23 protein-coding genes are annotated in these 22720 nt (G+C 70.7%); 11 read left to right on the forward strand and 12 right to left on the reverse strand.

Features of this window, described 5'->3' with window-relative positions; translation table 11 throughout:
- Positions 1-37 precede the first annotated feature (37 nt).
- The 6 genes from AC1DW8_RS10405 (at position 38) to AC1DW8_RS10430 (ending at position 6654) form a co-directional block, all read left to right on the forward strand.
- A complete protein-coding gene (locus AC1DW8_RS10405; RefSeq protein WP_478093791.1) occupies positions 38-1987 on the forward strand; it encodes a protein kinase family protein in 1950 nt (649 codons plus the stop codon).
- A 2-nt stretch (positions 1988-1989) separates the two neighbouring features.
- Entirely contained in the window at positions 1990-2562 is a 573-nt protein-coding gene (gene sigM, locus AC1DW8_RS10410; RefSeq protein ID WP_056823337.1) for an RNA polymerase sigma factor SigM, read from the forward strand.
- Between the two features lie 210 nt (positions 2563-2772).
- Complete coding sequence (locus tag AC1DW8_RS10415; protein WP_478093793.1) at positions 2773-3660, forward strand: hypothetical protein; 888 nt, start codon at positions 2773-2775, stop codon at positions 3658-3660.
- 195 nt (positions 3661-3855) lie between these two features.
- Positions 3856-4902: a thioredoxin-disulfide reductase gene (gene trxB, locus AC1DW8_RS10420; protein WP_478093795.1), complete on the forward strand. Its 1047-nt coding sequence runs from the start codon at positions 3856-3858 to the stop codon at positions 4900-4902.
- Positions 4903-4972: 70 nt separating this feature from the next.
- On the forward strand, positions 4973-5296 hold the full coding sequence (gene trxA / locus AC1DW8_RS10425) for a thioredoxin (protein WP_020141635.1): 324 nt from the start codon (positions 4973-4975) through the stop codon (positions 5294-5296).
- Positions 5297-5436: 140 nt separating this feature from the next.
- The gene (locus AC1DW8_RS10430) at positions 5437-6654 is read left to right on the forward strand and encodes an N-acetylmuramoyl-L-alanine amidase (RefSeq protein ID WP_056823345.1); all 1218 of its coding nucleotides are present in this window, start codon (positions 5437-5439) and stop codon (positions 6652-6654) included.
- Positions 6655-6677: 23 nt separating this feature from the next.
- Here AC1DW8_RS10430 and AC1DW8_RS10435 read toward each other — a convergent pair whose 3' ends face one another.
- On the reverse strand, positions 6678-7334 hold the full coding sequence (locus tag AC1DW8_RS10435; protein ID WP_478093798.1) for a GNAT family N-acetyltransferase: 657 nt from the start codon (positions 7332-7334) through the stop codon (positions 6678-6680).
- 205 nt (positions 7335-7539) lie between these two features.
- Here AC1DW8_RS10435 and AC1DW8_RS10440 point away from each other — a divergent pair, with 205 nt between their 5' ends.
- A complete protein-coding gene (locus AC1DW8_RS10440; protein WP_478093800.1) occupies positions 7540-8562 on the forward strand; it encodes a glutathione S-transferase family protein in 1023 nt (340 codons plus the stop codon).
- Positions 8563-8630: 68 nt separating this feature from the next.
- Here AC1DW8_RS10440 and AC1DW8_RS10445 read toward each other — a convergent pair whose 3' ends face one another.
- Entirely contained in the window at positions 8631-9434 is an 804-nt protein-coding gene (locus AC1DW8_RS10445; protein WP_056823354.1) for an alpha/beta fold hydrolase, read from the reverse strand.
- A gap of 102 nt (positions 9435-9536) precedes the next feature.
- Positions 9537-10430 (reverse strand): metallophosphoesterase, encoded by an 894-nt coding sequence (locus AC1DW8_RS10450; RefSeq protein ID WP_056780430.1) that lies wholly within the window; start codon positions 10428-10430, stop codon positions 9537-9539.
- 127 nt (positions 10431-10557) lie between these two features.
- On the opposite strand from AC1DW8_RS10450, the gene AC1DW8_RS10455 reads away from it, so the two are divergent.
- Positions 10558-10959, forward strand: coding sequence for a nitroreductase family deazaflavin-dependent oxidoreductase (locus AC1DW8_RS10455; protein WP_056780432.1), 402 nt, complete (start codon positions 10558-10560; stop codon positions 10957-10959).
- A 12-nt stretch (positions 10960-10971) separates the two neighbouring features.
- Here the strand turns inward: AC1DW8_RS10455 and AC1DW8_RS10460 are convergent, their stop codons facing one another.
- Positions 10972-11832, reverse strand: coding sequence for an Fpg/Nei family DNA glycosylase (locus AC1DW8_RS10460; RefSeq protein ID WP_056780437.1), 861 nt, complete (start codon positions 11830-11832; stop codon positions 10972-10974).
- A 187-nt stretch (positions 11833-12019) separates the two neighbouring features.
- Here AC1DW8_RS10460 and AC1DW8_RS10465 point away from each other — a divergent pair, with 187 nt between their 5' ends.
- The gene (locus AC1DW8_RS10465) at positions 12020-13459 is read left to right on the forward strand and encodes a hypothetical protein (protein WP_478093804.1); all 1440 of its coding nucleotides are present in this window, start codon (positions 12020-12022) and stop codon (positions 13457-13459) included.
- Positions 13460-13472: 13 nt separating this feature from the next.
- Here the strand turns inward: AC1DW8_RS10465 and AC1DW8_RS10470 are convergent, their stop codons facing one another.
- Complete coding sequence (locus tag AC1DW8_RS10470; protein WP_056780442.1) at positions 13473-14579, reverse strand: ParB/RepB/Spo0J family partition protein; 1107 nt, start codon at positions 14577-14579, stop codon at positions 13473-13475.
- Between the two features lie 503 nt (positions 14580-15082).
- Positions 15083-15937: a ParA family protein gene (locus AC1DW8_RS10475; RefSeq protein ID WP_056780853.1), complete on the reverse strand. Its 855-nt coding sequence runs from the start codon at positions 15935-15937 to the stop codon at positions 15083-15085.
- Positions 15938-16303: 366 nt separating this feature from the next.
- Here AC1DW8_RS10475 and AC1DW8_RS10480 point away from each other — a divergent pair, with 366 nt between their 5' ends.
- The gene (locus AC1DW8_RS10480) at positions 16304-16708 is read left to right on the forward strand and encodes a hypothetical protein (RefSeq protein ID WP_156415684.1); all 405 of its coding nucleotides are present in this window, start codon (positions 16304-16306) and stop codon (positions 16706-16708) included.
- Between the two features lie 172 nt (positions 16709-16880).
- Here the strand turns inward: AC1DW8_RS10480 and rsmG are convergent, their stop codons facing one another.
- The 6 genes from rsmG to rpmH all read right to left on the reverse strand — a co-directional run bounded on the left by rsmG (position 16881) and on the right by rpmH (position 20534).
- Positions 16881-17672 carry a 16S rRNA (guanine(527)-N(7))-methyltransferase RsmG gene (gene rsmG, locus AC1DW8_RS10485; RefSeq protein WP_478093806.1) on the reverse strand — a complete coding sequence of 264 codons (792 nt, stop codon included), beginning with the start codon at positions 17670-17672 and terminating at the stop codon, positions 16881-16883.
- A 72-nt stretch (positions 17673-17744) separates the two neighbouring features.
- On the reverse strand, positions 17745-18470 hold the full coding sequence (locus tag AC1DW8_RS10490; RefSeq protein ID WP_478093808.1) for a Jag family protein: 726 nt from the start codon (positions 18468-18470) through the stop codon (positions 17745-17747).
- A gap of 99 nt (positions 18471-18569) precedes the next feature.
- Complete coding sequence (yidC, locus tag AC1DW8_RS10495) at positions 18570-19562, reverse strand: membrane protein insertase YidC (protein WP_056780454.1); 993 nt, start codon at positions 19560-19562, stop codon at positions 18570-18572.
- A 94-nt stretch (positions 19563-19656) separates the two neighbouring features.
- Positions 19657-20031, reverse strand: a complete 375-nt coding sequence (gene yidD, locus AC1DW8_RS10500; RefSeq protein ID WP_478093811.1) for a membrane protein insertion efficiency factor YidD — start codon at positions 20029-20031, stop codon at positions 19657-19659.
- Positions 20028-20378 (reverse strand): ribonuclease P protein component, encoded by a 351-nt coding sequence (gene rnpA, locus AC1DW8_RS10505; RefSeq protein ID WP_056780456.1) that lies wholly within the window; start codon positions 20376-20378, stop codon positions 20028-20030. Before rnpA ends, yidD begins: the two co-directional genes overlap by 4 nt.
- An 18-nt stretch (positions 20379-20396) precedes the next feature.
- Complete coding sequence (gene rpmH / locus AC1DW8_RS10510) at positions 20397-20534, reverse strand: 50S ribosomal protein L34 (RefSeq protein WP_020141619.1); 138 nt, start codon at positions 20532-20534, stop codon at positions 20397-20399.
- Positions 20535-21076: 542 nt separating this feature from the next.
- Here rpmH and dnaA point away from each other — a divergent pair.
- Positions 21077-22720 (forward strand): chromosomal replication initiator protein DnaA, encoded by a 1644-nt coding sequence (gene dnaA, locus AC1DW8_RS10515; protein WP_478093814.1) that lies wholly within the window; start codon positions 21077-21079, stop codon positions 22718-22720.

Raw genomic sequence — 22720 nt, forward strand, 5'->3', positions numbered from 1 at the left:
GCATCCGCGCACGACATGACGAGGGAGGGTGACGCACGTGCAGGGAGTCGGACCCGGATCCGTCCTGGGCGGCCGCTATGCGGTCACGCTGCGCACCTCCGAGGGCACCCACCACGAACGCTGGCGTGCCAACGACCACACCCTCGAGCGCGAGGTCGTTCTCGTCTGCTTCCCGGCCGGTTCGTCGGTCGCCGCCGCCGCCCTCGATGCGGCCCGCCGCGCCGCCGGCATCGAGGACTCCCGTCTCGTGCGGGTCCTCGACGTGGGCACCGACCAGGGCGTCGGCTTCATCGTCGAGGAGCCGCTGACCGGCGCCGCGCCCCTCTCGCACCTGCTGCAGAGCGGTGGCCTGCCACCCGACGAGGTGCGCCGCCTGACGGGCGAGGCCGCCACCGCCCTCGACAAGGCGACCCATCGCGGCCTGCACCACCTGGCCCTGACGCCGAGCTCGCTCCTGCGCATGTCCGACGGCGCCGTCAAGGTGCGCGGCCTCGCCACCGAGGCCGCCCTCACCGACGCCGACCGGCTCTCCGACGAGCGGGCGTCCCGCGCCGACGCGGTCGGCCTCGTCAAGATCGCGTATGCCGGCCTCACCGGTCGCTGGCCGATGGTGTCCGTCGACGACGGGCTGATCCCCGCCGGCGGGCCGGTCGGGCTCGAGGCCGCCCCGACGATCGTCGGCGGCGTGGCCGCCCCCTCGGAGATCGCCGTGGGCGTGCCCAACGACCTCGACCTCATCTGCCGGATGACCCTGGGCAGCGGCCGGCGTGGACCGGTCTCGCCCGGCGACCTCGCCCTGCAGATCGCGCCGTGGCCCAGTGAGCAGGCGTCGTCCGACGGCGCCACCGGCATCGGCCTGCGCAGTCGTGACGACCGCGAGTCCCTCGAGCCGACGCGCGTCATGCCGTCGGTGCGCGCCGGCGCCGCCGCGGTCGGCGCTGCAGGCGCAGCCGGTGTGGCCGGTGTGGCCGGGGGATCGATGGCGGGCGCTGCCGGCGACTCCGGCCCGTCCAGCACGATCTTCTTCGACAGCGTCCCCGACGCACAGTCAGGCACGACGCCCGCCCGCGGCGCCACCACCGAGCGGCTCCAGGGCGGCGTCGCCGCGGCCGGGGCGGCAGCAGCCGGCGTGGCCGGAGCCATCGGCGACAAGGTCGGCTCGTTCGCCCGCGCCGCCGCCGACAAGGCCGCCTCCCGGGCCGCCGAGCGCCGTTCAGCGCACGACGACGACTTCGACGGCGAGGACATCGGCCTCGTCGACGCGCTCGACGAGGCCCCCGCGACCCGCCTCGAGCCGCCCCTGCCCGTCTTCGGCCGCGAGGCCCCTGAGGCCCCCAGCGGTGCCCAGTCCCGCATCGCGCTCGCGATCGTCGGGGTGCTCGTGCTCATCGCGCTCTTCATCGGCATCAACAACGTCATGAAGATCGGCCAGCACGACGGCCCGGCTCCCGCCGTCACGGTGACCAAGACGCGCACCCCCGCCGCCACGCAGACGCAGGGCACGACCACCCAGGCGCCGCCGAGCACGACCCAGGCGCCGCCTGCCGCCGCGGTCAGCGTCGTCGGCGGCACGGGCTTCGACCCCGAGGACGGCACCGAGGCCGACCAGAACGTCAAGCTGACCTTCGACGGCGACCCGAGCACCCAGTGGCGCTCCCGCTGGTACGGCACTGCCTCCTTCAACGGGAACAAGGACGGCGTCGGGGTCCTGCTCGACCTCAGCGCGCCCACCGTCGTCAAGGAGGTGGAGCTCGTCCTGCCCGCCGAGCAGAACGTCACCGTCTACGCCACCGACTCCGGCTCGACGAAGTCGCTCGACGGCGCGCAGAAGATCGGCTCGATGAAGAAGGCCAACGGCACCGTCGTCATCAAGACCAGCGGCCAGCTCCAGCCGGCGAGCAAGATCCTCGTCATCGTCACCAAGGCGGCGCCCGCCGAGGCCGCGAACCACTACCGCGCGCAGATCAGCGAAGTGACGGTGCGCTGACCGTGAGCCCGGGGGTTGCCGCCCCGATCGCTGATCTGAGCGACCGGGAGTTGCTGGCACTGCACGTCGACGGCGACGACCATGCCTTCGCCGAGCTCTTCCGCCGGCACAAGGACCGGATGTGGGCCGTGGCGCTGCGTACCGTGCGTGATCCCGAGCTCGCGGCCGACTGCGTCCAGGACGGCTTCATCGCGGCCTTCCGCCGTGCCGAGTCCTACCGCGGCGAGGCTGCCGTCACGACGTGGCTGCACCGCATCATCGTCAACGCCTGCCTCGACCGGCTCCGTCGGCGCAAGCCGACCGCCGAGCTGCCCGAGTACGAGCTCGCCGACCGGCACGACCACCACGCCTCGACGGAGGTCCGCCTCGACATCCAGGAGGCCCTCGCCAGGCTCCCCGAGGGGCAGCGGGCGGCGCTCGTGCTCGTCGACATGCACGCCGTTCCCGTGGCCGAGGCCGCCGTCATCCTCGGCGTGGCCGAGGGGACCATCAAGTCGCGGTGCGCCCGCGGACGCGCGGCCCTGGCCCAGCACCTCGGGCTCACGCCGGGCGTCCGTCCCGTCGAGCAGGACTGACGGCGGTCCACGTCCGGCCCCCATGGGGTACGGGACGACCGGTGACCGGTCGGCCCCTGGGCTCGCCGGGTCACCGCTCGGGCACCGGCCTAAGAATGGTTGAATCCGGTGGAACCCGACGGCCACAGGGGGCCGTCGAAACCACGGCGACCGGCATACCCCTGCCCTGCCCGTACGACCACCGCACGCTCTGCCCGAAGGACCACATCCGTGGACGAGTCCGCGCACACCCCTGAGCACGACCCTCGCGTCCGTGACCCCGACGGACGTGCGGCGACGGAGCCGGCACCTCCCGCCCATCTCGACGGGCTCGATCACGAGGTCGCGGACGACGCCCCCCTGACCCGCCTCGACGCGGACGTCGAGCAGCACGTGCGCACGCTGCTCGCCGGCGCGGCCGACCCGGGACCGATGCCCGACGCCGTGTCCGAGCGCATCTCGGGCGCCCTGCTCGACGCGACCCGGCTGCGGGTCGACCCCGGACCGCTGTCCGCCTCACGTTCCGGCTCGGACGCCATGGGGACGGACGACGCGGACCACGACACCGTGCTCGCGATGCCGACTCGCGCCGTCCGTCCCAAGCCGATCTACCTCGTGGCCGCGGTCGCCGCGGCTGCCGCCGTCGTCGCCGTGGGCGCCTCGGCCCTGCACGTGACCAAGCGTCCCAACGGCGCGGCGGTCGTCGGCGACACGTACGCCTCGGGGGCCACGACGTCCCCGCCCAGCCCGCCGGGGACCTCCGGCGGGCTGCACATCCAGCTCAGCACGACGGCATACACCGCCGGCACGCTCGCCACGCAGGCCCGAGCGCTGCTCGACCACCCCGGCCAGCCGATCCGCGACCTGGCGGCCGAGTCTCCGGGTATCGGGCCGATCGCGACGCCGATCGGGCTGGAGGCGTGCCTCGAGGAGATCGGCGCGGTCGGTGCGGCCGACCCGGCGCCCGATGCCGTGTCGGCAGACCTCGCCACGTTCGCCGGACGTCCAGCGGTCGTCGTCGTCGTCACGAGGGCCGGCGCCAGCACTGCCTGGGCCGTCGAGCGCAGCTGCACGACCGGGGCGCCGGGCCTACTCGCGGGTGCCACGCCGGTCCCCTGAGCCCCACGAGCGCACTCGCACCACGCGCTGTCCCGCCACGCGGGCGCACCCGCGCAGGCTGACAAGCGCGGGAACAACAACCGCCTAGGATCGGTTGAGGCCTATGCGGCTCGCGGCCTCCCGCCGTACCGGTTCCAGTCGGTCACCGGGCAGGGACGAGCGGCCACGACACGAGTTTCACGAGGAGCAGCCCACATGTCCGACGTCCGCAACGTCATCATCATCGGCTCAGGCCCGGCGGGATACACCGCCGCCGTCTACGCCGCGCGCGCGAACCTCGCGCCCCTCGTCTTCGAGGGCGCTGTGACCGCCGGTGGCGCGTTGATGAACACGACCGAGGTCGAGAACTTCCCCGGCTTCAAGGACGGCATCATGGGGCCCGACCTCATGGACGGCATGCGCGCCCAGGCCGAGCGCTTCGGCGCCGAGCTCGTCACCGACGACGTCACGGCCGTCGACCTGACCGGCGAGGTCAAGACCGTCACCGACGGCGAGGGCAACCTCCACCGCGCCCGCTCGGTCATCCTCGCCATGGGCTCGGCCTACCGCGAGCTCGGCCTGCCCCGCGAGAAGGAGCTCTCGGGCCACGGCGTCTCGTGGTGCGCGACCTGCGACGGCTTCTTCTTCCGCGACCAGGACATCGCCGTCGTCGGCGGCGGCGACTCCGCCATCGAGGAGGCGACCTTCCTGACGAAGTTCGCCCGCACCGTGACGATCATCCACCGCCGCGAGGAGCTGCGCGCCAGCAAGATCATGGCCGACCGCGCCTTCGCCAACGACAAGATCCGCTTCGCCTGGAACTCCGAGGTCGCCGAGATCCACGGCGAGGGCAAGCTCTCCGGCATCACGCTGCGCGACACCGTCACCGGTGAGACCCGCGAGCTGCCCATCACCGGACTCTTCGTCGCCATCGGTCACGACCCCCGCAACGAGCTCCTCGCGGCCGGCGACGGCGTCACGGTGTCTCTCGACGACGCCGGATACGTCCTCGTCGACGGCCGGTCGACCCGCACCAACGTGCCGGGCGTCTTCGCCTGCGGCGACCTCGTCGACCACACCTACCGCCAGGCCATCACCGCGGCCGGGTCCGGCTGCGCCGCCGCCCTCGACGCCGAGCACTACCTCGCCGCGCTCGAGGACACCACGTCACCCGCCGAGGCCGCTGCCGAGGCCGCCGTCATCGACGAGACGGACTCGGGCGAGATCCCCGACCCGCGCGTCACCGTCGGCGCCGACGCCTAACGTCGATCCCGACGCCCGAACTCACGACCCAGCCCCGCCGCCCCCGCGCCAACCACGAGAAGGAATCTCCATGGCACTGAAGAACACGACCGACGCCACCTTCGCCGACGACGTCCTCATGAGCGACAAGCCCGTGCTCGTCGACTTCTGGGCGACGTGGTGCGGCCCGTGCCGCAAGGTCGCCCCGATCCTCGAGGAGATCAACGAGCAGTACGGCGACAAGATCGAGGTCGTCAAGCTCGACACCGACGCCAACGTCGACACCGCCGCCCGCTACGGCGTCGTCTCTATCCCGACGCTCAACGTCTACGTCAAGGGCGAGGTCGTCAAGACGATCGTCGGCGCGCACCCGAAGCCGAAGCTCCTGCGTGAGCTCGAGGAGTTCATCGCCTGACAGCCAAACGTCGAAGGGGTGGTCCACCGTCACGGTGCCACCCCTTTCGCGTACTACGCTGCTCACGGCGCCCGACCGCTCCGGACTGACGCACAGCCACCCGCGACCCCCTCCGGAGCCCCTCAAGGAAAGGAGCCGAGATGACCCCACAGCAGTCAGTCGTGCTCCGGCGCGGTGACTCCGGCCCGGCCGTGGCCGCCGTGTGCGAACGCCTCGTCCTCTCGGGCGACCTTCCCGGCGGCTCGGGGCACAGCGACCGCTTCGGCGACGCGGTCTACGACGAACGCGTCGAGCAGGCCGTCAAGTCCTTCCAGCAGCGTCGTGGCCTCATCGTCGACGGCATCGTCGGTCGCTCCACGTATGCCGTCCTCGACGGCGCCCGCTGGGCGCTCGGTGACCGGGTGCTGCGCTACGTCCCCGAGCACTTCGTCGAGGGTGACGACGTCGTGGCCCTCCAGTCCCGGCTCGTCGAGCTCGGCTTCACGCCCGGCAAGGTCGACGGCCTCCACGGACCGAGCACCGACGCCGCGCTGCGCGCCTTCCAGGCCGCGGTCGGGCTCGTCCCCGACGGCACCGTCGGACCCGAGACGATGCGGGCCTTCGCGGGGCTGCGCCGCTCGGTCAGTGGCGGATCGGCCAACGCCCTGCGCGAGCGCGAGCAGATCCGTCGCAGCGGCTACAGCCTCAGCGGGCGCACCATCGTGCTCGACCCCGGACACGGCGGCGGCGACGTGGGTGCCCAGGGCCTGCGTGGGCTGGCCGAGGACCGGCTCGCGCTCGACCTCGCCCGACGCATCGAGGGCCGGCTCTCCGCCCACGGCGTCAGCGTCGTCTTCACCCACACCGAGGCCACCGACGGCGGCACCGACGAGGAGCGGGCGGCCTTCGCCAACTCCTGCGAGGCCGACCTCGTGCTCTCGCTCCACACCGACCACTCCGTCACGGGCTCGGCCCACGGAGCGGCCACCTACTTCTACGGCCACCCCGACAACGCCGCGCACGCCGACTGGTCGGTCATCGGCGAGAGCTTTGCCGACCTGCTCCTGCGCGAGGTCGTGGCCCGCACCGGCCTGACCGACTGCCGCGCTCACGCTCGCACGTGGCCGCTGCTGCGACGCACGCGGATGCCCGCGGTCCGCCTCGACTTCGGCTACCTCAGCCACGAGGGCGACGCCTCGGCCCTGGCCAGCGCGCAGACCCTCGACCACGTGGCCGAGGCCGTCGTCGTGGCCCTCCAGCGCGTCTACCTCGGCGAGGCCGACACGTCGCGCACCGGGGTCCTGCGTCTCGACGACCTGCGTCGCCACCTCGAGACCATGCGCGCGCAGCAGGTGGGAGCCGAGCGCACGGTCGGCTGACGCGCGGCAGCCGTCTCGACGGCTCAGCGGCGGTCGGTCACGTGCGCGTGGCTCGACCCGTTGGGATGCGTCTCGGGCACCGGCCGCACCCGGGGCACCCGGTCCAGGGCCCGGACGATCGCTGCCGCCGCCCCGTCGCGCAACGTGACGACCGTGCGCAGGTCGATCCGCAGCCGCGGGTATGCCGGGTGGTCGCGCTCGACCCGGAAGCCGACCTTCTCGAGGAAGGCGACGTCGAGCACGCAGGTGTGCCTCGAGACGGCGAGCGGGCGCGCCGCCACCGCCTCGAGGGATCGCGTGCGGTGCCGCAGGGCGTCCTTCGCGGCCGACTGCACGAGGGCCTTGCGCAGTCCCCGGCCTGCGTACCCGGGCCTCGTGACCGCCGTGACGAGCATGAGCGTCGACGGGTCCTGCGGCGACGTCGGGAACGCCGCGAGCCGCGCGACGTGTCGCGCCGGGGCGAGGACGACGTGACCAGCCGGGGTGCCGTCGACGTAGGCGATCCGACCCGGAGGTCCCCAGTCGGCCGTCACCGTCTCGACCCACTCGGCCAGCACGTCGAGCGGGTCGCCCGCGTCGGAGTGGCCGTTGCGCGGCACCGTCTGCCAGAACGTGCACGGCGCACACGCACCGACCAGGTCGCCGACGACGTCGGGCGTCAGGGGCCGGAGCTCACGCATCGCGTCTCCTCACAGCCCTCATGCTCCCCATTCTGACCCGCCGCCCCCCGGTCGGCAGCATGACCACGAGAACCGCCGTGTCGGGTTGGTGTAGACGCGGCGTCGAGGTGGCTCGGGGGTCGTGGCGAGTTCGCCACGTGGCCCTGTCGAGAGTTGCCGAGGCCGCTCCCCGAGCCACGCGACATACCGAATTAGGGTGGGCAGCATGAGCGAGCCGGGCACCTACGTCGAGAAGAACTTCAAGCGCGACACGAACTACATCACGACCCGCATCACGGCCGACGGTCGGGACGGCTTCGCCGTCGAGGCGGGCCGCTACCGCCTCGTCGTCTCCCGGGCGTGCCCGTGGGCCAACCGCGCGACCATCGTGCGCCGCCTCCTCGGGCTCGAGGACGCCCTGTCGATGGGGATCTGCGGCCCGACCCACGACCGGCGCAGCTGGACCTTCGACCTCGACCCCGGCGGCCTCGACCCGGTGCTGCAGATCCCCCGCATCCAGGACGCCTACTTCACGCGCGACCCCGAATACCCCCGCGGCATCACCGTTCCCGCGATCGTCGACGTGCCGACCGGCGCCGTGGTGACCAACGACTTCAAGCAGATCACCGTCGACCTCGAGACCCAGTGGCGCGACTTCCACCGCGAGGGTGCACCCGACCTCTACCCCGAGGCCCTCGCCGACGAGATCGAGTCGGTGAGCGAGCCGATCTACCGTTACGTCAACAACGGCGTCTACCGCTGCGGCTTCGCCGGCACCCAGAACGCCTACGACAAGGCCTACCGCCGGCTCTGGGAGAACCTCGACCTGCTCGAGGAGCGCCTGTCGACGCGCCGCTACCTCGTCGGCGACCACATCACCGAGGCCGACGTGCGCCTCTTCACGACGCTCGTGCGCTTCGACCCCGTCTACCACGGCCACTTCAAGTGCAACCGGAGCAAGCTCATCGAGATGCCGGCTCTGTGGGGCTACGCGCGTGACCTCTTCCAGACGCCCGGTTTCGGCGACACGGTCGACTTCACGCACATCAAACGGCACTACTACGTCGTGCACAGCGACGTGAACCCGACAGGAGTCGTGCCCCTCGGCCCGTCCCTCGAGAACTGGGCGACGCCGCACGGCCGTGAGGAGCTCGGCGGTTCGCCCTTCGGTGACGGCACGCCGCCGGGGCCGCCGCGTGAGGTCGTGCCGCCGGAGCACAACCCCGTGCTCGCCCTGCTGGCCGGCTGACGAGTCCCTCGACGGCGTATGCCGTTGGGTTGCCTTGTCACACAAGGCAACCCAACGGCATACGCGCGTCAGGAGCGATAGAAGTCCGCGAGGACCGGGGCGAGCACCGCCGCGGGGACCTGGTGGAACTCGCCGGGGAGCTCGACCGCCCGGGCGTCAGGCAGCGCGTCGGCGAGGACTACGGCCGAGTCGTGCAGGGCCGGCATCATCGTGCCGCTGCTGCAGACCGAGAGGAAGGGCACCGTCACGCGGCCCAGGGTCTCGGTGGGCAGGTTCTGGTCGTCACCCCCCAGGCAGAGGCCGTCGTACTTGACCGTGTAGGTCATCGCGAGCATCGGATCCCACATCGGTGTGCCCTTCATCCCCTCGACCATCTCGTCGGGCATCCCGACGACGATGTTGTTGAAGTAGCGCAGGATGCCCTCGCGGTCACCCGCCGCCTCGAAGCGCTCGAGGGTGCCGATGTAGTCGTCCGGTGCCGGCCAGGCGTCGCTGCGGTAGGGCACCTCGATGGCCGACCCCTTGGCGATCGGTGCGCCCGCGGCGATGGCCTCGACGACGAGCGCGCCGCCAGACGAGGCGCCGAAAGCGTAGGCGGGAGAGGCGGATTCACCTGCTGCCGCGATGACGGCGTTGAGATCCTCGACCTCGCGCGCAACCGCGTACGGCTGCGTGTCTCCACTGTCGCCGCGTCCACGACGGTCGTACGTGACGCCCGTCAGTCCCAGCTCGCCCAGCGCCTGGGCGAGGTCCCGGAACGCGCCGCGGTCACAGAAGGCGCCACCGACGACGACCGCGACGGGTCCCGTGCCGTAGGCCTCGAAGGCGATGGTCGTGCCGTCTGCGGATGTGGCCTTCTCGACCTGGCTCATGTCTGACTCCTAGCTGCGTGCGGCCCGCGTGTCGGACCCTCACTCCCATGTCGATCGGGGGTCACCCTTCTCGACACTTCGATTTTCGAAAGGGACATCTGGTCACGTGCGCTTCCGGGAGAAGACCTCGCGGCGGTCGGCCTCCGGCACCGTCTCCATGAACTCCGTGACGGCCGCCGAGAGCGCGGGCCACGTCTCGTGTTGCTCGATCGGCACGACGGTGGCGACAACCTGGTCGGCGTGCACCTCGACGAGGTTCCACGACTGGGGACCGTCGACGCCCATGAGCAGCTCACGCGGCGCTCCGACGTCGTCGACGTAGCTGACGCCACCCGCGACGATGACCGGGACCGAGCCGAGCGTCCCGAAGCTCGTGACGTGGAGGTGGCCGCTGAGGACCGCGCGGACGTCGCTGCCCTCCACGACCGCGCGCAGTCGATCCACGTCGTCGAAGTCGAGCAGCTGCATCACCGGAGATCGGTAGGTGATGGGGGCGTGGTGGATGACGAGAATCGTGCCGTGCTCCGCCGGTGTGGCCAGTTCGTTTGCCAGCCAAGCATATTGGTCGTCGGAGAAGCCGCCGTGGTGATAGCCCGGCACCGCGGAGTCGATGGCGATGACACGCAGCCCCTCGCAGTCGGTCACGGTGTCCTGCGGGGCATCCGTGTCGATGCCGTGGAGCGTGCGGGCCATCGGGCGACGCTCGTCGTGGTTGCCGCCGGTCAGGACGAGGGCGCAGCCGAGCCGCGCGACGACGGGGTCGACGATGTCGCGCAGCAGCTCGTACGCCGCGGGGTCACCGCTGTCGGCGAGGTCACCCGAGAGGACGAGGGCGTCGACCCGCTCCCCCGACGACTCGACCCGCGCAAGAGCCTTGCGCAGCTGCGCCTCGGTGTCGATGTGGCCGGCGAGCAGTCCGCCGGCGGCGATGAGGTGCGTGTCGGACAGGTGGGCGAGCACGTGGGTCGGCGCCGGCCGCGATCCGGTGAGGGCCATGGCGCCAGCCTAGGCGGGCGTGGGCCCGGCAGGGACAGGTGGAGTGTCTCTCTGTCGTCAGGCCCGTGGGAGACGTTCCGGGGTGCCGGCAGGCGTCGCGGGTGCGAGGCTGGGGGCGGAGGTCCCGATGCCGATCCCTCGTGCGGTCACGCAGCTGAACAAGAAGGTTCTCAACAAGGCCCTCGTCCACCTCGCCGGCCATGGCTGGTTCGTCGAGCTCGAGCACGTCGGCCGACGGTCGGGGCGCACCTTCCGGGTGCCGATGATGGCCTTCGACCGCGGCGGTGTCGTCACGGTCGCCCTGACCTACGGTCGCAGGGTCGACTGGCTCGCCAATCTCAGGGCCGCAGGCGGCGGGCGCATGCACCTGGGTGACGAGGTGCTGACCCTGGGCGCCCCCGTCGACCTCGCCGAGGACGAGGGCCGGTCCCGGATGCCCCAGCCGCCCCGGATGATGCTGCCAGTGCTCGGTTGCCACGACTACGTCGAGATCCCCGTCCTGGCGCGTGCGCCGTTCAGGGGCTGGTGAGTCGCGCGGGTCTCAGTGCCGCACCTGGCACGCCAGGCACCAGTAGAGTCGACGTCCCGCAATCTCCCTCTCCTGCAAGGGATTCGAGCACCTCGGGCACGGTTCTCCGGTGCGCTTGTAGACGAGGAACCTCCGGTCGAAGGTGTCACCGAGCCGCTCCCCCGTCAGCCGTCGGCTGATCTCCCGAGCCCGCCCCGAGCGCTTGGCGCGGGCGGCGGCCTCCACCTGGTCCGGGACGGTGAGGATCTGCGAGAACACCCGACCGAGCGGCATGAGGAGGACGAGGTCGGCCCAGATCTCGCGCCAGACCTCCTCGGACACATCGACGCCTCGCGTGAGCGGGTCGACGGCGAGACGATGGAGCACCTCACAGCGGTAGACGTTGCCGACCCCGGCCACGACGGACTGGTCCATGAGCAGCTCCGCCACGGTGCGACGGCTCCGTCGCACCCGGTCCCACCCGGTATCTGCACGTTGGCCACGCCGCAAGGGGTCGGGTCCGAGCGTCCCGACGATCTCGCGTTGTCTCGCCCGGTCGACGAGGGTGCAGATCATCGGCCCGCGGAGGTCGGCCCAGTGCTCGGGACCCACGAGCCGCAGCCGGACGGCTCCCACCGGGGCCGGTGGGACGGCAGCGTCGAGATGTTTCACGGGAAACATGCCGATCAGTCCGAGATGGACGTGCAGCGTCGCATCCCCGATCTCGACGAAGAGGTGCTTGCCCCACGCCTGGGCCCGCTCGAACACCCGTCCGTCCAAGCGCTCGGCGTCGGCCGCGAACCGGCCCTGCGGACTCGACGCCTCGACCTCGTGGCCCCGGAAGGCCCGGTCGAGGCGGTCGGCGAGCGCGTGGATGGTGTGACCCTCGGGCATCCTCGACCTCCCTGTGCCCCTCGTTGCCCCGGTGGCTCGATCCTGCACGACGTACCCGATCCGCGACGCACCGGGTCCTGGCATCGACGTACCAGTGACCGTGCAGGTGCTGGGGCTACCGTGGTGCGGGAGAGCAGAGTCAGGGGCTGTGCCCGAATGTTCGACCCCACCGGACCCAGGGGGCCGCATGACCCACACCGCCAGCGTGACGGCGGAGCCGGCGACGAGGGAGCGCTCGTCTTGGCGCCCTCGGCGCACACCGCCCGACCGGCTCGTGGTCCTCGGCGCCCTGTGCCTCGCCCTGGTCGTCACCGGAGCGGTGCTGCAGGTGGCACACCCGTTCATCCGGCACGACGACTGGTCGTTCACTCTTGGTCGCCACGAGCCGGGATCAACGGCACAGCTCATCCGCAACCTCTACGAGGGCCGCTGGCTGAACACCGTCTACTGGTACGTCATCGGACAGCGCACCTCGATCGTCGTGGCCTCCACGGTCTTCGTCGTGGCCTACTCCGCCTTCGTGTGGGGGTTCGTCCGCGCGCTGGCGCCGCCCACCCGGCTCTCGACGTTCGTCCTGGCCTTCGCCGTGTTCGTGTCGGCGATCTGGATCCGCCTCATCTACTGGCCCGGCACGCTCTCGGCCTCGATGATCGTCGCCGCCACGGCCGTGTGGACGCTCCCCTGGGCCCGGAGACGCCGCTGGATGCTCGCGGTCTGGATGGTGGTCTTCGTCGTCCTGTCGATCCTGTCCTACCCGCCGGTGGCCGCCCTCGTGTTCCTCACGTTCGTCGTCACGGAGCTCGGTGAGTCCACGCGCCGCCTGCTCGTCGGGGCCGTCGCCTTCGTCGCGTCGTACGGCATCGGTGTCCTGACGGTGTACGCCCTCAACTGGCTCGCGTTCGGCACGTTCGGCCTGACCATCTCGGCCTGGCGTCGGCCGAACCCGCTCAGGAGCCTCGACGACCTCACGACCAACGTCGGGCGCTACGGCACCCAGTTCGCCTCCCTCGTGGCTCTTCTCGGATGGGCGGCCGTCGTCGCGGCCGTCTGCGTCGTCTGGGCGCTCGTCGACTCCACGACGCGACGCGCGGCCGTCATCGTGCTCGGCGCCCTCGTCATCGTCGTGGCACTCGAGGCGGGGCTCACCGTCTACTCCGGCGTGGTCACCGGCACGAGGGCATCGCTCTGGGCCTGGCCCGCCGTGTGTTTGCCGGCGGCCTTGCTGCTCAAAGGAATTCGGCCGTCACGAATCGCCGGCCTGGTGGCGCTGGCGCTCATCGCCGTCGTCGGCGTCGTCTCTTGGCGCACCGACCTCGGGGCGCACCGGGTGACGCGTGACCAGTACGACGTCATCGTCAGCGACACGGCAGCCCTCGTGGGCCAGCACCCCGGCGACACCGTCGTCATGTGGATGGAGCCGCGCTGGAAGGCGACGGCCCGGGGCTCGATGACCGCCGTCACCGTGCGGTCCATGCTCTACGACCAGCAGGGTCTCTACCCGCGGTGGTGCGAGCCGGCCGAGTGCGCGTCCATCGCCCAAGCCGTGCAGCAGGATCCCCACGCCGACGTGCTGCGCGTCGGCGGGCTCACCGTCGTACGCATCCCCCGTCCGCCGGCCTGGCTCTGACGGACGGTGTGCGTCAGTCGCGCGCCGGGGACGACATGCCCATGAGCCCGAGGATGCGGCGCAGGTCCTCCATCGAGGCGAACTCGACCGTGATCTTGCCCTTGCGCTGACCCAGCGCGATCGCGACCCGGGTCTCGAGGTGGTCCGAGAGTCCCGAGGTGAAGTCGTCGAGCTGCGGGTGGCGGCTCCCTGCACGCGGCCGACGGGGCTTGGGGGCGTCATTGCCCTCGCCGAGCGCGACGAGCTCCTCGATGTTGCGCACGGACAGGCCCTCGGCCACGATGCGCTGGGCCATCCGCTCCATAGCCGCACCGTCGGCCATGCCGAGCAGGGCGCGGGCGTGGCCGGCACTCAGGACACCGGCCGCCAGGCGTCGCTGCACGAGTGGCGGGAGCTTGAGCAGCCGCAGGGTGTTGGAGATCTGCGGTCGGGAGCGACCGATGCGCGTGGCGAGCTCCTCGTGGGAGCACCCGAAGTCGTCGAGCAGCTGCTGGTAGGCCGCGGCCTCCTCGAGCGGGTTCAACTGGCTGCGGTGCAGGTTCTCGAGCAGTGCGTCGCGCAGGAGGTCGTCATCGCTCGTGTCCTTGATGATGGCCGGGATGACGCCCAGGTCCGCGGCCTGCGAGGCACGCCAGCGGCGCTCACCCATGATGAGCTCGAAGGTCTTGCCCTCGGCCTCGTCGAGCTGGTCGGCGGGGATGCGCCGCACGACGATGGGCTGGAGCACGCCGATCTCACGGATGGAGTGCACCAGCTCGCCCATGTGGTCCTCGTCGAAGACCGTGCGCGGCTGCTTGGGGTTCGGGCGGATCGAGTCGATGTCGAGCTCGGCGAACTCGGCGCCGGGGACGACGGCGAGTCCACTGCTCGTCGTCTCCGCTCCCTGGACCGCAGCGTCACTGCTGGATGTCGACGTGCTCGGGGCGGCCGTGCTCGGCGGCGTGGTCAGATCGGCAGCCCCGTCGGGACCGGCCGGTGCACCCGGCGCCTCGGCCGTGGTGGGCCCTGCCTGCTTCTGCTCGGTGAAGAAGACGTCCACGGGTCGACCGGCGCCTCCGCTCGGCGCGCTCGGGATGAGTGCCCCGAGGCCTCGACCCAGTGCTCGACGCTTCTCCGCCATTCGCCAACCCCTCGCCATCGCCGACGCGGCCATCGCGTCCGTCGGTCAGTCTAGGTGCACGTGACCACTCCGCCCGCGCACCTGACCTCATGTCGCGCTATCACGTCGACAGGCCAGCGGCGACGTTCCACGTGAAACGACGCCGGTCGCTCCGAGTCTCACGACGTTTCACGTGGAACGGTGGGTGGCCGTGACAGGCCCGTCGTCCCCCTGCTGGAGAGTGCGCCTGGACGCCCGGGTCCTCTGACGCCGAGCCGCGTCCGTCTCGTTTCACGTGAAACGAGCGTCGACGGGACTGGCAGTGACACGCCTACCCCACCCTGTCGAGCCGCTCAGCGACTTCTTCTTGTTTCACCTGGACTCTGCGACGTCTCGAGGTGCATCGAGCGGCCGCCGGGCGCAGCGCTCCTCAGCTCAAACGGGATGCCAGTGCGCGTTTCACGTGAAACGGGGCCGTCACCAGACGGTGACGGCCCCGTTTCGGGACGAGGATCGTGTCGAGGTCAGGTGCGACCGGCGGCTCCGCGGTCGGCGATCTCACCCGCCGCCTCGAGGTACGCGAGAGCCCCACTGCTGGCCGGGTCGTAGGTCATCACGGTCTCGCCGAAGCTCGGCGCCTCCGACACCCGGACCGAGCGGGGCACCGACGTCCGGAGCACCTCCGTGGGGAAGTGCTCGCGGACCTCGTCGGCGACCTGGGCCGACAGGCGCGTCCGGCCGTCGTACATCGTCAGCAGGATCGTGGAGACGTGCAGCGCCGGGTTGAGGTGACGCTTGACGAGGTCGATGTTCTTGAGCAGCTGCGAGAGACCCTCGAGGGCGTAGTACTCGCACTGAATGGGGATGAAGACCTCGCTGGCGGCGACCATGGCATTGACGGTGAGCAGGCCCAGACTGGGCGGGCAGTCAATGAGGATGTAGTCGAACTCGTGTCCGGCCTCGGCTGCGGCAGTGATCGCCTTCTGGAGGCGCGACTCACGCGCCACGAGCGAGACCAGCTCGATCTCGGCACCGGCGAGGTCGATCGTCGCCGGTGCGCAGTAGAGGTTCTCCACCGTGGTGCACCGCTGCACGACATCGAGCAGCGGGGTCCCCTCGACGAGCACGTCGTAGATCGACGGCACCTCGGCGTGGTGGTCGATCCCCAGGGCCGTGCTGGCATTGCCCTGCGGGTCGAGGTCGATGACGAGGGCCTTGAGTCCCGACTGCGCGAGGGCGGCCGCGACGTTGACTGTCGTCGTCGTCTTGCCGACGCCGCCCTTCTGGTTGGCCACGGTGAGGACCCGTGGACCCACCGGCTTCGGGAACGGACGACCGGTCAGCTGGATGCGGCGACGGGCGTTCTCGGCGAGCTCCATCGCCAGCGGCGTGTCCTGGCCGGCGGTCGGGATGGCCGCTGCGAGGGCCTCACGATCGGCATGGTCGGCCCTGAGCTCGGAGGCGCGTCGGGCTTCGTCCACAGCGTTGTCCCCAGCCTCGTTCGACGTGATTTCCCGTTCAACAGAGGCATTTCCCGGAGCGTCATCCACCGCGTTGTCCACAGGGGCCGGCAGCTCGTCGTGCGCCGCTTCGACCCCCGGAACCTCGGCCTCCGAGGGTGTGAGACCCGAGTCCTCGACCGGCCGGTCGTCGGGTGCCGCTCCTGCAGCGGGCTCGATCACCTGACCCTCACCGAAGGCCGCGGTCTCGTCGGCGAGCGGCTGCTCGGTCGACGGCAGCGGCTCGTGGGAGGCCGAAAGGTCGTGCCCGAGCTCGAGGGGATCGGGCTGCGCGCCCGGCGCCTCGGTGTCGGACGACGTGGGCTCGACGTGCGCTTCCACCGTCCCGGGGCCACGCTCGCCGGCCCCGTCATCCGAAGCGATGTCGTCGCCGGGCTCCGTGTCGACGGGCTCCGTGTCGACGGGCTCGGTGTCGACGGGCTCCGTGTCGACGGTGCTCTCGTCGACCGCACCCTCGTCGTGCGTCCCCGCCACGTCATCGGTTCCGGACGTGGCGTCCGCCGGAGACAGGGTATCCGCGACCTCGCCGGTGCCGGAGTGCGCCGCCTCGGCAGCGTTCGCTGCCTGCGTCTCGTCGCCCGACGTCTCGCGTCCCGACTCTGCCTGCTGCCCGTCACTCGTTTCACGTGAAACGCCCAACATGCGCGCGAGCCACCCGAGACGTCGGTGCTCCGGTCCTGGCTCGGGTTCACTCGGCCAGCCCAGGTTGGTCGACATCGTCACAGGGAGTGCACCTCCGGGGTTGAGGGACGGCCCGCGGCAGGATCCGCGAGGGTCATCCATCGAAATGGTCTGGACACGATCATGGCTGATGGCGCGGACGCCCGCCCGCTTCCGGGCCGGAGCGTCGCGAACCGCGCGGCCGATCAGCCCGACGGCGGGCCGAACCGGCACTGGACGGCTGGCGCGAGCGGAACCGTCGACGGTCCACGACCTCGCCGATCGTCGCCCGGAGCACGATGGTGGGGTCACCCAGGAGGTCCCCACCGTACTCGTGCACCTCGGCGTCGATCACGCCGAGACGCGTGAGTGCCGTACGTCCTTCGGCCAGCTCGTCGACGGCGCTGCTCCCCTTCAGGGCCAGCAGGCTGCCGCCCGACTCGAGCAGCGGGAGCGTCCATTCGGCGAGCTGCACGATGCGTGACACCGCCCGGGCCGTGACCCACGGGGCGTGCAGCCGGTCCCACATGGTCTCGGCCCGCGCCGTGTGCACCGTGACGTTCGTCAGACCGAGCTGGGCGACGGTGCCCGACAGCCACCCGGTGCGCCGGGCGAGCGGCTCGACGAGGTGCAGGTCCAGGTCGGGACGCGCGATGGCCAGAGCCAGACCGGGGAGACCGGCACCCGACCCCACGTCGATGACCTGCTGCGTCTCCCCGCTCCGGGGGATCGCCTCGTGGACGACGCCGCAGTTGAGCACGTGACGGTCCCAGAGCCGCGGTGTCTCACGAGGGCCGATCAGGCCGTGGCTGATCCCGGTGTCCGCCAGGATCGCCACGAAGTGCTCGGCCAGCGCGAGCCGGTCCCCGAAGACCGCGGATGCCGCGGCCGGCGTCGTGGGCAGCTCCGCCGGGTCGAGAGCATCGTGGGTCACGCGCTCTCACTCCTCGTGGATGCCGTCTCGGATGCAGCGGTCGATTCCCGTTTCACGTGAAACGGGGGGTGGTCAGGCAGGAAGGATGACGATGTGACGGTGCGGGTCGACACCCTCGGACTCGGACACGAGACCGGCGGCTGCGACCTCGTCGTGAACGACCTTGCGCTCGAAAGCGGTCATCGGCTCGAGCGCGCGCTTCGTCCCCGACTCCTGCACCTCGGCAATGGCGACCTTGGCCAGCTCGACGAGAGCCGAACGACGCTGCGCGCGGTGGCCGGCGATGTCGAGCATGAGGCGGCTCCGCTCGCCGGTCTCGACCTGCACGGCCAGTCGGGTCAGCTCCTGCAGGGCCTCGAGCACCTTGCCGTCGGTCCCGACGAGGCGACGCGGGACGCGGCCCTCGTCGGAGTCGACGATGGCGATCGCAGCTCGGTCGCCGTCGACGTCGACGTCGATGTCCCCGTCGAGGTCGGCGATGTCGAGGAGGGTCTCGAGGAAGTCGGCCGCCACCTCACCCTCGCGCTCGAGCATCCGGACCCGCGACTTCTTCTCGCCCTTGTCGGCCTTGTTGCCCTGGTCCTCGACCTCGGGCTCGTCGGAGTCCGCAGTCGCGTCCGAGCTCTCGGCCGACGAGGCGGTCTCCAACGCCTCGTCGCTCCGGGAAACCTCGACCGACGGGGTGGACTCGGGCACCTCGGTGACCTGCTCGGTGGTCTCGCCGGTGGTCTTTCCGGTGATGGGCTCGGCAGTGGCGTCAGTGGGCGTCTCGACGTCCGTGGCCTGGGTGTCGCTCATTGGAAACTCCTTCGTTCACCGGGGGGCAGATCTGTGGACAACTCACGTCTTCGCAGGTCAGAGGCCCCAAGGCAATGTGGACAAGTGTGTGGATGAACCTCAGCGGCGGTTCTTGGTCGGCTGCGTGCGGGCACGCTTCTTGCCCTTCGGCTGCTGGCGCTGACCCGACTTGACCGCGTCGTCGGGGACGGTCTCGGTCGACTCGAGGCCCGGCACGGTCAGCTCCTGCATGTCCTTGCCCTTGCGCTTCATCCGCTCACGGCGGGCGCGCTCGGCCTCGGACCCGGGGGCCGGCATGTTGCGGATGACGTAGAACTGCTGGCCCATGGTCCACAGGTTGGTGGTCAGCCAGTAGATCAGGACGCCGATCGGGAAGTTGACGCCCGAGATCGCGAAGAAGATCGGCATCAGGTACAGCAGGACCTTCTGCTGCTTCGCAAACGGGTTGTCCAGAGCGGCTGCGGGCATGTTCTTGCGCATCAGCTGGTACTGCGTCGTGAACGTCGTGGCCGACATGAGGATGATGAGGACGGCAGTGAGGATCTTGACGTTGAGGGAGGCTCCCGGCGTCAGGAAAGAGTCCGACAGCTTGGCGCCGAAGATCGTCGAGCTCTCGATCTGCGCCGCCACCTCGCGGGTGATCGGGCCGATCGCGTCGTGGCCGGGCACCCCCTCGGCCTGGGCCTTGAGGTTGTTGAGCAGCTGGAAGAGCGCGAAGAAGAAGGGGCTCTGGATGAGGATCGGCAGGCAGCTGCTGAACGGGTTGGTCCCGGTGCGCCGGTAGAGATCCATGATCTCGGCCTGCTGGGCCTTCTGGGACTCAGGGTCTCGCTTGCCCTTGTACTTCTTCTGGATCTTCTGCATCTCCGGCTGGATGAGCTGCATCCGGCGGGAGGAGTGGATCTGGCGCACGAAGAGCGGGATGAGCAGGAGTCGGACGACGACCGTGAGGCCGACGATCGACATGGCCCAGGCCCAGCCGGCCAGGTCACCGTTGAGGCCGATCTTGTCGAAGAGCCAGTGCCAGCCGTACATGACCCAGGCTTCACCGAGCTTGATCGGATAGAGCAGGGTGTTGAAGAAGTCGATCACGTGTTTCCTCTGTGGTCTGGTGGGCCGGCCGGTTCAGCTCGGGCTCGAGGTGTCTGGGCCACTCACCACTGATCGGCAACCATATGCCGGTTGGTCAGGTCGTGGGTTCGCGGTGGGAGACCGCGTGCGGGACTGGGTGCGGGGCGTGCTCGTCGTGCTGGTGGTCGTGCTCGTCCTCGGCGGTTCCGGCCGGACGGAAGTCCTCCGGCCGCACGTCGTTTCGCGTCGCCCACGTCTGGGGAACGGGGTCGACCCCGCCCGGGTTCCACGGGTTGCAGCGGCCGAGCCGGCGGATCGCGAGCCAACCACCACGTAACGGTCCGAACCGGGTCAGCGCGGTGACGGCATACGCCGAGCAGCTGGGGTAGAAGCGGCAGCTGGGTCCGGAGAGTGGGGAGACGAACCGCTGGTAGAAGCGGACCGCCAGCAGCAGGGGCGCCGCGAGCACCTGGTTGACCGTGGGGCTCATGGCCGGCACGCCTTCTCGAGCTGGCGCCCGACGGCGAGGTCGAGCTCGTCCCACGTCGCCTCCGCCGCGGCCGGGTTGGCGCGCACGACGAGGTCGAGGCCGGTCGGCATGCCGGTCAGCCGGGTCGCGACGCTGGCGCGCAGCCGGCGCTTGGTCCGGTTGCGCACGACGGCGTTGCCGACGGCCTTGGACACAACAAAACCGACGCGCGGCGGAAGTTCCGCACGCGCATCGGTCCGGTTGGCATGCACGACGATGAGTCGCCCGCCTGCTCTGCTGGCGCCGGGCCCGCGTACTGCCGTCGTGAAGTCCGTCCGCTCACGCAGTCGGTGACGTGCCGGCAGCACGCCGCGGCCTCCGGCTGCTCAGGCCGAGAGCTCGGCGCGGCCCTTGCTGCGGCGGCGGGCGAGGATGGCGCGGCCGGCGCGGGTGCGCATGCGCAGGCGGAAGCCGTGCGTCTTGGCGCGGCGACGGTTGTTCGGCTGGAAGGTGCGCTTGCTCACGAGGTTCTCCGTAGGTTGCAGGGGCCCGTCCGACGTCACGACGACGTCGGTCCGGCTCCCGTTGTGGGGCTGTCGGTGGCCGATGCGACCGCAATCGGCAAGCCCGTGGAGGGCCGAGGGGGTCCGGCTGGGCCGGGCTCGGGGCCATGGGCATGCGAAAGAGGTCGCAGACACGCTCGGTCAACGATACGGGAGCCGTCGAGAGAGGGTCAAACCGACGGAGCCGCCCCGGGCGAGCAGACCAAAACTCACGATCCTCGAAGGTCCCACGGCGATTGCAAGCCGACACGCCGTCCGGCCGGAGATCTGTGGACGACTCGATTGTCACCGGCGAGCCTGCGGCTGTAGGTTTTCGACTCTCACGATCCTCGCCACCCCATGCACAGGCTGTGGACAAACGTGTGGACAACAGGGCATCGTTCACCAGGACACGGACGGACCCCGCAGGTCCGACCCCGGCGCACTCGAGCCCTTGCTCGAGACGAACCGAGCCGGGATCGCAACAGGTGCAACGGAATTGACTCAGGGGCAGGTGGGATCAGGTGGCCGAGACAGGCGTCGATTACGCGCAGATCTGGCAGCAGACGCTCGGCACTCTCGACTCGGTGGGCCTGTCGAACCAGGAGCGCGCCTTCGTCCGGCTGTGCCGCCTCGTCGGCGTGCTCGACCAGACGGCGCTCGTGCGTGCACCCAACACGTTCACCAAGGACTTTCTCGAGCAGCGGGTGCGTGAGCAGATCCACGAGGCCCTCGCGAGCCAGCTCGGCCACCCGGTCCAGCTCGCGGTCTCGGTCGACGAGAGCCTCGAGACCGACCTCGGCATGATCAGCGACGAGCCGAGTGGTCAGGTCCACGACGGCTCGCGCAGCGGTCCGGGCGCCGGACAGATCGGGGGCGCCGGCTCCGGCTCCCCGTCCGGCAACGGCTCCGGGGCCATCGGCGGCCACCAGAACGGCGGCTACGGCCAGGCCGCCCACAACCCGCTGCGCGACCTCGCCGAGAGCGCACCAGCGCTCAACGGCGCCGACCTCGACGAGCCGCGGCAGCCGACCTACGAGGCGCAGACGCGGATGGAGCTCGGCCCCGACCCGCTCAGCGGTGGCGAGAGCGGGCCGCTGCGCCTCCAGCAGCGCCCCGAGCCCAGCTCGCCGGGCGACACCAGGCTCAACCCGAAGTACACCTTCGACACCTTCGTCATCGGCGCGAGCAACCGTTTCGCCCACGCGGCCGCGGTCGCGGTGGCCGAGGCCCCGGCCAAGGCGTACAACCCGCTCTTCGTCTACGGCGAGTCCGGGCTGGGCAAGACCCACCTGCTCCACGCGATCGGGCACTACGCCCGCACGATGTTCCCCAACGTGCGCGTGCGCTACGTGAACTCCGAGGAGTTCACCAACGACTTCATCAACAGCATCCGCGACGACAAGGCGAGCGCGTTCCAGAACCGCTACCGCAGCGTCGACGTGCTCCTCATCGACGACATCCAGTTCCTCCAGGGCAAGCTGCAGACGCAGGAGGAGTTCTTCCACACCTTCAACACGCTGCACAACGCGAACAAGCAGATCGTCATCACGAGTGACCTGCCGCCGCGCGAGCTGTCCGGCTTCGAGGACCGGATGCGCACCCGCTTCGAGTCGGGCCTGCTCACCGACGTCCAGCCGCCCGACCTCGAGACCCGCATCGCGATCCTGCGCAAGAAGGCGATCCAGGACCGGATGAAGGTGCCGGACGACGTCCTCGAGTACATCGCGACGAACTTCAGCACGAACATCCGCGAGCTCGAGGGCGCGCTCATCCGCGTCACGGCGTTCAGCAACCTCAACCGCCAGGCGGTCGACCTGCCTCTCGCGGTCATCGTGCTCAAGGACGTGCTGCCCAACGAGACGCCGAACCAGGTGACCGCGGCGACGATCATGGCGGTGACCGCGGCCTACTACGCGGTGACGCTCGAGGACCTCTGCGGCTCGAGCCGCTCGCGCCAGCTCGTGACGGCCCGCCAGATCGCGATGTACCTCTGCCGCGAGATGACCGACCTCAGCCTGCCGAAGATCGGCCAGCACTTCGGCGGCCGCGACCACACGACGGTGATGCACGCCGACCGCAAGATCCGCGAGCTCATGGGTGAGCGCCGCGCGATCTACAACCAGGTCACCGAGCTGACCAACCGGATCCGCCAGCAGTCGCACTGA

The organism is Terrabacter sp. P2_E3 (assembly GCF_056403915.1).

Excerpts from the sequence above, each read along its gene's own strand:
- trxB (WP_478093795.1), top strand. The coding sequence starts at position 3,856 with ATGTCCGACGTCCGCAACGTCATCATCATCGGCTCAGGCCCGGCGGGA.
- trxA (WP_020141635.1), top strand. The coding sequence starts at position 4,973 with ATGGCACTGAAGAACACGACCGACGCCACCTTCGCCGACGACGTCCTC.
- AC1DW8_RS10430 (WP_056823345.1), top strand. The coding sequence starts at position 5,437 with ATGACCCCACAGCAGTCAGTCGTGCTCCGGCGCGGTGACTCCGGCCCG.
- AC1DW8_RS10435 (WP_478093798.1), bottom strand. The coding sequence starts at position 7,334 with ATGCGTGAGCTCCGGCCCCTGACGCCCGACGTCGTCGGCGACCTGGTC.
- AC1DW8_RS10440 (WP_478093800.1), top strand. The coding sequence starts at position 7,540 with ATGAGCGAGCCGGGCACCTACGTCGAGAAGAACTTCAAGCGCGACACG.
- AC1DW8_RS10445 (WP_056823354.1), bottom strand. The coding sequence starts at position 9,434 with ATGAGCCAGGTCGAGAAGGCCACATCCGCAGACGGCACGACCATCGCC.
- AC1DW8_RS10450 (WP_056780430.1), bottom strand. The coding sequence starts at position 10,430 with ATGGCCCTCACCGGATCGCGGCCGGCGCCGACCCACGTGCTCGCCCAC.
- AC1DW8_RS10455 (WP_056780432.1), top strand. The coding sequence starts at position 10,558 with ATGCCGATCCCTCGTGCGGTCACGCAGCTGAACAAGAAGGTTCTCAAC.
- AC1DW8_RS10460 (WP_056780437.1), bottom strand. The coding sequence starts at position 11,832 with ATGCCCGAGGGTCACACCATCCACGCGCTCGCCGACCGCCTCGACCGG.
- AC1DW8_RS10465 (WP_478093804.1), top strand. The coding sequence starts at position 12,020 with ATGACCCACACCGCCAGCGTGACGGCGGAGCCGGCGACGAGGGAGCGC.
- AC1DW8_RS10470 (WP_056780442.1), bottom strand. The coding sequence starts at position 14,579 with ATGGCGGAGAAGCGTCGAGCACTGGGTCGAGGCCTCGGGGCACTCATC.
- AC1DW8_RS10475 (WP_056780853.1), bottom strand. The coding sequence starts at position 15,937 with ATGGAGCTCGCCGAGAACGCCCGTCGCCGCATCCAGCTGACCGGTCGT.
- AC1DW8_RS10490 (WP_478093808.1), bottom strand. The coding sequence starts at position 18,470 with ATGAGCGACACCCAGGCCACGGACGTCGAGACGCCCACTGACGCCACT.
- yidD (WP_478093811.1), bottom strand. The coding sequence starts at position 20,031 with ATGAGCCCCACGGTCAACCAGGTGCTCGCGGCGCCCCTGCTGCTGGCG.